Below are 10,304 nucleotides of genomic sequence, written 5' to 3'. Positions count from 1 at the left end.
AAGGCGGCCGCACCGTGGGTTCGGGCGTCGTGTCGAAGATCATCGAGTAAGGCACCGGCGGCTCTGCCGCCCCGCCCAAAACCGAAAGGCCGCCCCAGGGGGCGGCCTTTTTTGTGCCTCGTCCGAGGACACCCGCAAGGGTGCAGCGAGGTACTTGGTCAGCCAACCACGTTATAGCCGCGCTGGCGCATGCAGTTCCTGACGATAGTTTCTTTCCTGGAGTTCTGATCGATGGCGCTGGCGGTCAGCCCGGCCAAAGCGCCTACGGCAGCGGCGTCCCGGACATTGTTGCCCTCGTTGTTGAGGATGGCCGTTCCGGCGGCGGCGATACCGGCTCCGGCAGCGGCCTTGCCGCCTGCATTGCTGTCCAGCACACCTTGCGAAGCGGCGAGGTTCTGGCAAGCCGCGAGATCGGCATTGTAGCTGGCCTTTACAGGCCCATCGATCACCGGGACGTAATTGGCGCCTGTATTGGCGCAGGCTGCAAGCAGTCCGATCAGGGGCAGGGTCGCGAAGACTCGGATGTGTTTCATGGAAAAGACCTCGGCTGGAATGACGAAAGGTGTTCGCGTGGATCATACTGTACAGGGATCAGATTGGCGCAACCGGACGCCGGACAACAGGGCAGAGGTGGACCGGCGGCGGAAAAACGCCAAGGGCCGGCAATTTTTCGACAGTCCGGCGCGCCTGGATGCCGCTGCCGCGCGACCGCGCTGCCAACCCGCCCAGACCGGCGGTCGCGCAAAGGGGCGGTTCCTGAAAGGCGGGTCTAATTGGCACTTGCCACCCACCCCCACCCCCTGTATATCGCGCGAGTTCTCCAAGAGAATGTGGCGGCGGGGTGATTCCCGCGGTTTGGGTTCGACGAGGGTGCGCGGTGGTCGCCCATCCTCCTCTCAACTCCAACGCCTGATAAAAGGCTGACGAAATGCAAAGTCAAAACATTCGCATTCGGCTGAAGGCTTTCGATTACCGCGTGCTGGACGCCAGCACCCAGGAAATCGTGAACACGGCAAAGCGCACTGGCGCAACCGTGCGTGGCCCGATCCCGCTTCCGAACAAGATTGAAAAATTCACCGTTCTGCGTGGCCCGCACGTGGACAAGAAATCCCGCGATCAGTTCGAGATCCGCACGCACAAGCGCCTGCTCGACATCGTTGATCCGACTCCCCAGACCGTGGACGCGCTGATGAAGCTCGACCTGGCGGCTGGTGTTGATGTCCAGATCTCGGTCTAAGGAGGGTATCACAGATGCGCTCTGGAATTATCGCGAAGAAAGTGGGCATGACCCGCTTGTTCATGGAAGACGGCAAGCAGGTCCCTGTAACCGTTCTTCACCTTGACGGCCTGCAGGTTGTTGCGCAGCGCACCACCGAGAAAGACGGTTATACGGCCGTTCAACTCGGCGCTGGCTCTGCCAAGGCCAAACGGACATCGAAAGCCATGCGCGGCCACTTTGCCGCCGCAAAGGTGGAACCCAAGCGCAAGCTGGCCGAGTTCCGCGTTTCCGAAGATGCCCTGATCGAAGTGGGTGCCGAGATTTCGGCAGAGCATTTCGTTGAAGGCCAGAAAGTGGATGTCAGCGGCACGTCGATCGGTAAAGGTTTTGCCGGTGCGATGAAACGTTGGAACTTTGGTGGCCTGCGTGCATCGCACGGTGTGTCGATCAGCCACCGTTCGCACGGTTCGACCGGTCAGTGTCAGGATCCTGGCAAAGTGTTCAAGGGCAAGAAGATGGCCGGCCATATGGGCGCCGCGCGTGTGACCACCCAGAACCTGGAAGTCGTCAAGACCGACGCCGATCGTGGTCTGGTGTTCATCAAAGGTGCCGTTCCCGGCTCCAAGGGTGGCTGGGTCACTGTCAAGGACGCCGTGAAGAAGAAAGCGCCCGAAGGCCTGCCGTTTCCGGCCGGACTGAAAGCGGCGGCAACCGAAGCACCGGCTGAAGAGGCCCCTGCGGAAGGTGGTGAAGCATGAAACTTGACGTAATCAAACTCGACGGATCCAAGGTCGGTTCGGTAGAACTGTCCGACGACCTGTTCGGACAGGAGCCGCGTGCGGACATCCTGCACCGCGTGGTGCGCTGGCAGCGCAACAAGGCGCAGGCGGGGACCCACAAGGTGAAAACCCGTTCGGAAACCAGCTATTCGACCAAGAAGATCTATCGCCAGAAGGGCACCGGTGGCGCGCGTCACGGTGACCGCAACGCACCGATCTTTCGTAAGGGTGGTATCTACAAGGGTCCGACCCCGCGTTCGCACGCCCACGACCTGCCGAAGAAGTTCCGCAAGCTGGGTCTCAAGCACGCGCTGAGCGCCAAGGCGAAGGCCGGCGAGCTGGTCGTGATCGACAACGCCGAAGCAGAAGGCAAGACCGCCGCTTTGGCCAAGCAGGTTGCAAACCTGGGCTGGAAACGCGCGTTGGTCATCGACGGTGCGTCGGTGAACGAAGCTTTTGCCCAGGCGGCCAAGAACATCGAAGGTCTGGATATCCTGCCGACGATGGGCGCAAACGTCTATGACATCCTCAAGCGTGACACGCTGGTGATCACCAAGGCGGGTGTCGAAGCACTGGAGGCTCGACTGAAATGAGCGCGAAGGCAGAACATTACGATGTGATCCGCAAGCCGATCATCACCGAGAAATCGACCATGGCGTCCGAAAACGGCGCGATTGTTTTCGAAGTGGCAATCGGCAGCAACAAACCCCAGATCAAAGAGGCCGTCGAGGCGCTGTTTGGTGTGAAGGTCAAGGCGGTGAACACCACCATCACCAAGGGTAAGGTCAAACGCTTCCGCGGCCAGTTGGGCAAGCGGAAGGACGTGAAAAAGGCCTATGTGACCCTGGAAGAAGGCAACACGATCGACGTGACCACCGGTCTGTAATCGACGCCTGATCCAAGACTTGAAACCCCGGCTTGACCTCAGGCCGGGGTTTTCTTGTTGGCGGCAGAACTTATAGCGGGATGTCGTCATAGCCGCGCGACGCCCCGCCGGCCTTGGACATGAGCTTGAGCATGCGCGTGGCCTCCTGGGAATAGTCCGACAGCGCGTTCTGGTAGAACTCTGCCTGCAACTGCAACAATTCGGCCGGAGATTTGCAGGCGAGCATGGCTTGCTGGGTTTCCAGATCCTTTTGCAGGCGCTCCGTCATGAACCGCGCACTTTCCCGCATGATATCCTGCCAGGCCTCGGCAGCCATAGGAGTGATGGCGGTCATCACGTCGGCCATCGGGTTTGTTTCTGGCGGTTTCGCGCTTTGGGATTTGGACTTGGCCATCGGGGCATCTCCTTGTGAAGGGCCTTGCCGTGTGTGGAAGGCGTGATGGGGGAGTCTAGCATGATGGAGGGGCGGGCGCCTTGATTTGGGTCGTGTCCGAGGCGTTGGGCGCAACAGGTGTGCCAGCATCGATGGGACGCATGGGAATGGCAAATTTGACGCGACCGACAAGCATTGGAGCGCCACCGCGCGCGGCTGTGGGGCAAGGGGGCGCGCTGGATTGGTGGCGCGGCAGAGAAATCGGGTGGTGCCTACTTGTCACCCCCCGAGCTCCCTGTTACTAGCACCCATCGCTCTCGGCCTCAGATTCGTTCTGGGGCCGGTTGTTATTTCGTCGGGCACCTACGGGGGCCTATACCATTGGCACCTACGGGGGCCTCAAACATAGCTGCGGGACCACCCGTGGCACGCTAAACGGAAGACAGAAAGCATGGCACTCAAGTCGTATAAGCCGACGACGCCGGGCCAGCGCGGGCTGGTGCTGATCGACCGTTCGGAGCTTTGGAAAGGACGCCCTGTCAAAGCCCTCACCGAGGGTTTGACCAAGTCGGGCGGCCGGAACAATACCGGACGGATCACATCGCGTCGTCGCGGTGGTGGGGCAAAACGCCTTTACCGGATTGTTGACTTCAAACGGAACAAATTCGATGTGGCGGCCACCGTCGAACGGATCGAGTATGACCCGAACCGGACCGCGTTCATCGCGCTCGTGAAATACGAAGACGGCGAACAGGCCTATATCCTGGCGCCGCAGCGTCTGGCGATTGGTGATCAGGTGATCGCCTCGGCCAAGGCCGACATCAAGCCGGGCAACGCAATGCCGTTCTCGGGGATGCCGATCGGTACCATCGTGCACAATATCGAACTGAAGCCCGGCAAGGGCGGTCAGATCGCGCGTGCCGCGGGCACCTATGCCCAGTTCGTTGGTCGCGACGGCGGTTACGCCCAGATCCGCCTGAGCTCGGGTGAGCTGCGTCTGGTGCGTCAGGAATGCATGGCCACCGTCGGTGCCGTGTCCAACCCCGACAATTCCAACCAGAACTACGGTAAAGCCGGTCGTATGCGCCACAAGGGCAAGCGCCCGTCTGTCCGTGGTGTGGTGATGAACCCGATCGATCACCCTCATGGTGGTGGTGAAGGCCGGACATCGGGTGGTCGTCACCCGGTATCGCCCTGGGGCAAGCCGACCAAGGGTGCGCGCACCCGCAACAAGAACAAAGCGTCGCAGAAGCTTATCATCCGCTCGCGCCACGCCAAGAAGAAGGGGCGTTAATATATGTCTCGCTCTGTATGGAAAGGCCCCTTTGTCGATGCTTACGTGCTGAAGAAAGCCGAAGCAGCGCGCGAGTCGGGCCGCAACGAAGTTATCAAGATCTGGTCGCGCCGCTCGACGATCCTGCCCCAGTTCGTGGGCCTGACGTTCGGCGTTTACAATGGTCGCAAACATATCCCCGTCAACGTCAGCGAAGACATGATCGGTCAGAAGTTCGGTGAATACGCACCGACCCGGACCTATTACGGTCATGCGGCCGACAAAAAAGCGAAGCGGAAGTAAGTCATGGGCAAGGCAAAGAACCCCCGCCGCGTGGCTGACAACGAAGCAATGGCCAAAGTCCGGATGCTTCGCACGAGCCCGCAGAAACTGAACCTGGTGGCCGGCATGATCCGCGGCAAGAAAGTTGAGAAGGCGCTGACCGACTTGACTTTCTCGAACAAGCGGATCGCGCAGGATGTGAAGAAGTGCCTTCAATCCGCAATCGCCAATGCCGAGAACAACCACAACCTGGATGTCGACGAGCTGATCGTCGCCGAAGCCTATGTGGGCAAGAACCTGGTCATGAAGCGCGGTCGCCCGCGTGCCCGTGGCCGTTTCGGCAAGATCATGAAGCCGTTCTCGGAACTCACCATCACGGTGCGCCAAGTTGAGGAGCAAGCCTAATGGGTCATAAAGTCAATCCAATCGGTATGCGTCTTCAGGTCAACCGCACCTGGGACAGCCGCTGGTATGCGGACACCAAGGACTATGGTGATCTGCTGCTGGAAGATCTGCGCATCCGCGAGTTCATCAAGGACGAGTGCAAGCAGGCCGGTGTCGCCCGCGTGATCATCGAGCGTCCGCACAAGAAGTGCCGCGTCACGATCCACACCGCACGTCCCGGCGTCATCATCGGCAAGAAAGGCGCAGATATTGAAGTGCTGCGCAAGAAAATTGCCTCGATGACCGATTCGGAGCTGCACCTCAACATCGTTGAAGTGCGCAAGCCCGAGCTGGACGCTCAGCTGGTCGGCGAGAGCATCGCCCAGCAGCTGGAACGCCGTGTTTCGTTCCGCCGCGCTATGAAGCGGGCCGTGCAGAACGCCATGCGCATGGGCGCCCTGGGTATCCGGGTGAACGTGGCTGGTCGCCTGGGTGGTGCCGAGATCGCACGGACCGAATGGTACCGCGAAGGCCGTGTGCCGCTGCACACGCTGCGCGCCGACATCGATTACGCCGCATCCGAAGCGATGACCCCTTATGGGATCATCGGGATCAAGGTCTGGATCTTCAAAGGTGAGATCATGGAGCACGATCCGTCGGCACGCGACCGTAAGGCACAGGAACTCCAGGATGGCCCTGCACCTCGTGGTGCCGGCGGTCGTCGCTAAGGGAGACTGAACAATGCTTCAACCAAAGCGTACAAAATTCCGCAAGATGCACAAAGGCCGGATCAAGGGCCTTGCAAAAGGCGGGTCTGACCTGAACTTTGGCTCTTTCGGCCTGAAAGCCACCACGCCCGAGCGCGTGACGGCCCGTCAGATCGAAGCCGCACGTCGTGCCATGACGCGTCACATGAAACGTCAGGGCCGCGTCTGGATCCGTATCTTCCCCGACACGCCGGTCACGTCGAAACCGACCGAAGTGCGTATGGGTAAAGGTAAGGGCTCGGTCGATTACTGGGCATGCAAGGTCAAACCCGGCCGCGTGATGTTCGAGATCGACGGTGTGTCGAACGAGGTTGCCCGCGAGGCGCTGCGTCTGGCGGCCATGAAACTGCCGATCAAGACCCGCATCGTGGTGCGTGAAGATTGGTAAAAGGCGTTTCGGGCGAAAGCCCGGTCTGCCGACAGACAGGAGCCCCCGCCGGTTGGACCGGCGGGGGCTTTTTGGTTGGTGGCGCTCAAGGCGCGCAGCGGCAGGCGAACCGGGTGGTTCCGGCTCGCACCGGGCGGCGGCTTGCGGTAAATCTCGGGCATGGCCCAGATCGAATCGCTCTTTGTGACCCGCCTTTACCGTGCCCGCCTGTCCGAGCACGGCAACCCGATTGACCCGCAGGAGCTGGAAGCCTCGTGTTATTCCATTGCCGAAGATGACGAGGCCGGACAGGTGTGGTGCGAGGAGAACGGCTATCCGGGATATACGTCCTATGCGTCGTTGAGCGATCTGCCGTGGCGGTTCCCGATCTTTGCCGACATTGTAGCGGCGCTGGATGCGCATGTGGCGGCCTTTGTCGCGGATCTGGAGTTTGATCTGGACGGGCGGGCGCTGGAACTCGAAGACCTGTGGATCAATATCCTGCCCGAGGGCGGTACGCACAGTTCCCACCTGCATCCCCATTCGGTGATCAGCGGCACCACCTATGTGTTGATGCCGGGCGGGGCGAGTGCGCTGAAACTGGAAGACCCGCGTTCGGCCCGGATGATGGCGGCCCCGACGCGGCGCAAGGAGGCGCGGCGCGATTTGCAACCGTTCATTTATGTCAAACCCGAGGTTGGCGACGTGCTGTTATGGGAAAGCTGGCTACGCCATGAGGTGCCGATCAACCTTGCGGAAGACGAACGAATTTCGGTGAGTTTCAACTACAAGTGGGCATAAGGCGCGGGCAACTATTCGCCTGCCCCGCGCCGAATGTTGCAAATGCGTCCTTGCAATGCCCCCCGATTGTCGCCATATGAGGCGGGCTTACGTTATTCTTTTTCGACCACTGTCTCTGCTATCATGGCGTTCAGTCTTTCGATCCAGACCGACTACGCCAGGTTGCCGCATTGTGTGGGTAACATTTGATATGGAGACTACGGATATGGCCACTGGCACCGTAAAATGGTTCAACACGACAAAAGGTTTTGGTTTCATCGCGCCCGACGGCGGCAGCAAAGACGTGTTCGTGCACATCTCGGCTGTTGAGCGTTCCGGCCTGACCGGCCTTGCCGACGATCAGAAAGTGACCTTTGACCTGGAATCGGGTCGTGACGGTCGCGAATCTGCCGTGAATATCGCACTGGCCTAAGCCACCTGCGCATGACACGATGAAGACGGTCCCGCATGTGCGGGGCCGTTTTTTTGTGGCCGGTGGCGGGCGCGGGGCGCAAAGCACGTTTGCCTTTCGCCGCGGATCGGGCAGACTGTAGCCCTGAATAAGGGGGCGTCTGGATTGTTCCCGACAGTGGACACAAGCTTTATCACCGAAGGCTGGGCCGGACATTTGTCCTATCTGCTGCTGGTGTTGTCGATGCTGATGCGGCGCATGTTGTGGTTGCGGCTGTGCGTGATCGCCTCGGCGCTGGTGGGTATTGCGTTTGATTTCTTCTGGCTGGGCAACCCGGTGGGCGTGTTCTGGCAGGCGCTGCTGGTGGCGGTGAATGTTGCCGAGTTGACCATTCTTTGGCGCAATGACCGGCGGGCGGTGTTTTCGGACGAGGAAGACGGGTTTCGCGCGCGGTTCCTGCTGGGGCTGTCACCGGGGCGGGCGCGGCGGTTTCTGGATCTTGGTCGCTGGGAGGATTTGCCAGAGGGCAAGGTGCTGACCGTCGAGGGCGAAACGCCGGAGTTCCTGTGCTACATCGCCAGCGGCGAAGTGGCCGTGCACAGCGGCGGGCGCCTTGTGCGGGTTGTGGCGGACGGGCATTTCATTGGCGAGATGTCGCTATTGGGCGAGGGGGGCGCGGTGGCGACGGCGATCCTGCAAACTCCGGCACGGGTGTGGCGGATCGAGCGCGCAAAGGTGGTTCGCCTGCGCCAGACCAACCACGCCACGATGGGCGTGCTGGAGGCGGCATTTGCCCGGGACATGCGGGCCAAGCTGGTGTTTCAGAATACCCTGCGGCCGAAGGAAGACGCGTCGGCCTAGGCCGTTCTGATTGGCGGTCAGTTGGTTGCCATGCTTGGCGCCGAAGCATGTGCCGCCAGTTTCAGCTCCCGGATCATGCGTTTGACGAAGTCGACCTGGCTGCGTGGAGAAATGAAGCTGCGCTTGCCCAGATCGTACAATTCGAAATCCACCGTCACCGGGCTGCCGTCACGATAGACCAGTCCGGTCGTTTCGATCTGCGCATGGATATCCGCCGACAATTCCGCCAGGGTCTTGGTGCACCGGCTGGACACCGCGATACAGTACAGACCGCGCCCGAAATAGGCGATCAGCGGCGCAAAACTGCGCATCGCGTCCGAGACACATTCGGCGATGTCCGTGACCTGGTCGGAAAACTCGCGGGAATCGCTGCGTTCGAAGATCGCGCTGATATTGGTGACGGTCAGGATTTCCAGCCGGGTGCGGCTGAATTCAAGGCGGCCCATTTGCGCAAGGTAGTTTTCGAACGCATGCAACCGCAGGACGCCGTCGACATCGTCGATGGGAATGGCATCTTCGATCCCCAGCCGTGGCCCGGCCCCGGACCCGACACCGTCACCGGCAAGGGCGACGGCATTGTTGGCCAGTTGTTCGGCCTGGAAAGAGGCGCGCTCGGCCAGCGTGATCCGGTGCTTGATATCCTCGAACTGAAACGGCTTGGTGATGTAGTCGGTTGCGCCGGCGGCAAAGGCATTGTCGATATGGGCCTGATCGGACATGGCTGTGACCATGATGATCGGTGTGAACTGGTACTCGGGGCGGGCCCGGATCGCGCTGCAAAGCTCGATCCCTGTCATGAGGGGCATCTGGATATCGAGCAGCATCAGGTCGAACGGCGCAGGGGCATTTTCGATCAGATCAAGGGCTGCCTGGCCGGACGCGGCCGTTTGGATGTTTGAATATCCGAACGCTTCGAGCGTGGCTTCCAGCAGCGCCAGAATGTCGGGATTGTCGTCAACCAGAAGAGTTGTCATGTAGCCTTTGTCCTGACAATTGGGTGCTGAACTTGCACCGGTACAGTTAACTCACAGAACGGGAAATGATGTTTATGTCCTGCCATTGATCTACTATTGGTTGTGCATCCTGTATTCTCTATCGCATAAAGGGATGGGGTCTGGAAAGCAATATATCAGATCCATATTTTTAGACTGTTTTGATATGGGCGCGGATCTGCCGGGCAGCGGCGGGCGAGTGCCGCGACGGTGGAAGGTTTCCGGTCTTGAGGCGCGATATGGACAGTTTCGGCGGCCGGGCGGCAACTTTCCCTTGTCATCCCCGAACCCGCCCCGTATAGAGCGCCATCTCGCGGAGTCCCGGGCAACGGGGATTCGCGTGTTTGTCATTTGTCCATCAGGGTAAAGGTCACCCCTCAGATAACCCAGGGGGCCTTCTGGTGTATGAGAAAGGAAAAGGCGATGAACGCCAACGAACTGCGTGATAAGACGCCGGACCAGCTGCGTGAAGAGCTGGCCAATCTTAAGAAGGAAAGCTTCAACCTGCGTTTCCAGGCCGCCACCGGCGCCTTGGAAAACCCTGCGCGCATGCGCCAGGTGCGTCGCAACACCGCGCGCGTGAAGACGATCCTGAACGAAAAAGCCACGTCGGCAACCGAGTAAGAGGAGCCAGATAGATGCCCAAACGTATTCTGACCGGCACCGTAACCTCGGACGCCAACGCCCAGACAGTCACCGTGTCGGTTGAACGCCGTTTCACCCACCCGGTTCTGAAGAAGACCATCCGTAAGTCCAAGAAGTACCGGGCTCACGATCAGAACAACGCCTACAAGGTGGGTGACACTGTTCGCATTATCGAATGCGCTCCGCGTTCGAAAACCAAACGCTGGGAAGTTCTGGAAGCTTAAGAGCCGCAAGGCTCCCATAGCGACCGGGCTTGACAGTCAGTCGAAACCCTGGGGGTTACG

General features: G+C 60.2%; 17 protein-coding genes. 14 read left to right on the top strand and 3 right to left on the bottom strand.

Features of this window, described 5'->3' with window-relative positions:
- Nucleotides 1-158: 158 nt before the first annotated feature.
- Nucleotides 159-533: a glycine zipper family protein gene (locus tag I3253_RS05570; protein ID WP_197916660.1), complete on the bottom strand. Its 375-nt coding sequence runs from the start codon at nt 531-533 to the stop codon at nt 159-161.
- A 395-nt stretch (nt 534-928) separates the two neighbouring features.
- On the opposite strand from I3253_RS05570, the gene rpsJ reads away from it, so the two are divergent.
- The 4 genes from rpsJ to I3253_RS05550 are packed head-to-tail and all read left to right on the top strand — an operon-like array spanning nt 929 to nt 2,884.
- A complete protein-coding gene (gene rpsJ / locus I3253_RS05565) occupies nt 929-1,237 on the top strand; it encodes a 30S ribosomal protein S10 (protein ID WP_093094483.1) in 309 nt (102 codons plus the stop codon).
- A gap of 14 nt (nt 1,238-1,251) precedes the next feature.
- Complete coding sequence (gene rplC / locus I3253_RS05560; protein ID WP_197916659.1) at nt 1,252-1,977, top strand: 50S ribosomal protein L3; 726 nt, start codon at nt 1,252-1,254, stop codon at nt 1,975-1,977.
- Nucleotides 1,974-2,591: a 50S ribosomal protein L4 gene (rplD, locus tag I3253_RS05555; protein WP_197916658.1), complete on the top strand. Its 618-nt coding sequence runs from the start codon at nt 1,974-1,976 to the stop codon at nt 2,589-2,591. The genes rplC and rplD overlap by 4 nt, the downstream gene beginning before the upstream one ends.
- The gene (locus I3253_RS05550; RefSeq protein WP_197916657.1) at nt 2,588-2,884 is read left to right on the top strand and encodes a 50S ribosomal protein L23; all 297 of its coding nucleotides are present in this window, start codon (nt 2,588-2,590) and stop codon (nt 2,882-2,884) included. The genes rplD and I3253_RS05550 overlap by 4 nt, the downstream gene beginning before the upstream one ends.
- Nucleotides 2,885-2,954: 70 nt before the next feature.
- On the opposite strand, the gene I3253_RS05545 is transcribed toward I3253_RS05550, so the two are convergent.
- A complete protein-coding gene (locus tag I3253_RS05545) occupies nt 2,955-3,278 on the bottom strand; it encodes a phasin family protein (RefSeq protein WP_197916656.1) in 324 nt (107 codons plus the stop codon).
- Between the two features lie 430 nt (nt 3,279-3,708).
- Here I3253_RS05545 and rplB point away from each other — a divergent pair, with 430 nt between their 5' ends.
- From rplB to I3253_RS05505, 8 genes are all read left to right on the top strand, one after another.
- Entirely contained in the window at nt 3,709-4,551 is an 843-nt protein-coding gene (gene rplB / locus I3253_RS05540) for a 50S ribosomal protein L2 (RefSeq protein WP_197916655.1), read from the top strand.
- 3 nt (nt 4,552-4,554) lie between these two features.
- Nucleotides 4,555-4,833 (top strand): 30S ribosomal protein S19, encoded by a 279-nt coding sequence (rpsS, locus tag I3253_RS05535; protein WP_197916654.1) that lies wholly within the window; start codon nt 4,555-4,557, stop codon nt 4,831-4,833.
- 3 nt (nt 4,834-4,836) lie between these two features.
- Complete coding sequence (rplV, locus tag I3253_RS05530; RefSeq protein WP_197916653.1) at nt 4,837-5,217, top strand: 50S ribosomal protein L22; 381 nt, start codon at nt 4,837-4,839, stop codon at nt 5,215-5,217.
- Nucleotides 5,217-5,924, top strand: a complete 708-nt coding sequence (gene rpsC, locus I3253_RS05525) for a 30S ribosomal protein S3 (RefSeq protein WP_197916652.1) — start codon at nt 5,217-5,219, stop codon at nt 5,922-5,924. Before rplV ends, rpsC begins: the two co-directional genes overlap by 1 nt.
- 13 nt (nt 5,925-5,937) lie before the next feature.
- Nucleotides 5,938-6,351, top strand: coding sequence for a 50S ribosomal protein L16 (rplP, locus tag I3253_RS05520; protein ID WP_197916651.1), 414 nt, complete (start codon nt 5,938-5,940; stop codon nt 6,349-6,351).
- 159 nt (nt 6,352-6,510) lie between these two features.
- Nucleotides 6,511-7,131 carry a 2OG-Fe(II) oxygenase family protein gene (locus I3253_RS05515; RefSeq protein WP_197916650.1) on the top strand — a complete coding sequence of 207 codons (621 nt, stop codon included), beginning with the start codon at nt 6,511-6,513 and terminating at the stop codon, nt 7,129-7,131.
- 205 nt (nt 7,132-7,336) lie between these two features.
- Nucleotides 7,337-7,543 (top strand): cold-shock protein, encoded by a 207-nt coding sequence (locus I3253_RS05510; RefSeq protein WP_197916649.1) that lies wholly within the window; start codon nt 7,337-7,339, stop codon nt 7,541-7,543.
- Nucleotides 7,544-7,687: 144 nt separating this feature from the next.
- Nucleotides 7,688-8,383, top strand: a complete 696-nt coding sequence (locus tag I3253_RS05505; RefSeq protein ID WP_232272119.1) for a Crp/Fnr family transcriptional regulator — start codon at nt 7,688-7,690, stop codon at nt 8,381-8,383.
- A gap of 17 nt (nt 8,384-8,400) precedes the next feature.
- Here I3253_RS05505 and I3253_RS05500 read toward each other — a convergent pair whose 3' ends face one another.
- Nucleotides 8,401-9,357, bottom strand: a complete 957-nt coding sequence (locus tag I3253_RS05500; RefSeq protein WP_197916648.1) for a response regulator — start codon at nt 9,355-9,357, stop codon at nt 8,401-8,403.
- 441 nt (nt 9,358-9,798) lie between these two features.
- Between I3253_RS05500 and rpmC the strand changes: the two genes are divergently transcribed.
- A complete protein-coding gene (rpmC, locus tag I3253_RS05495; protein WP_197916647.1) occupies nt 9,799-9,999 on the top strand; it encodes a 50S ribosomal protein L29 in 201 nt (66 codons plus the stop codon).
- 14 nt (nt 10,000-10,013) lie between these two features.
- Complete coding sequence (rpsQ, locus tag I3253_RS05490) at nt 10,014-10,244, top strand: 30S ribosomal protein S17 (RefSeq protein ID WP_197916646.1); 231 nt, start codon at nt 10,014-10,016, stop codon at nt 10,242-10,244.
- Nucleotides 10,245-10,304: the final 60 nt, after the last annotated feature.

The sequence above is a fragment of the Thiosulfatihalobacter marinus genome (genome assembly GCF_016019955.1).
GTDB lineage: Bacteria > Pseudomonadota > Alphaproteobacteria > Rhodobacterales > Rhodobacteraceae > Shimia > Shimia marinus_A.
The sequence above is the reverse complement of the archived record's forward strand: the minus strand, read 5'-3'. Positions and strand labels throughout refer to the sequence as shown.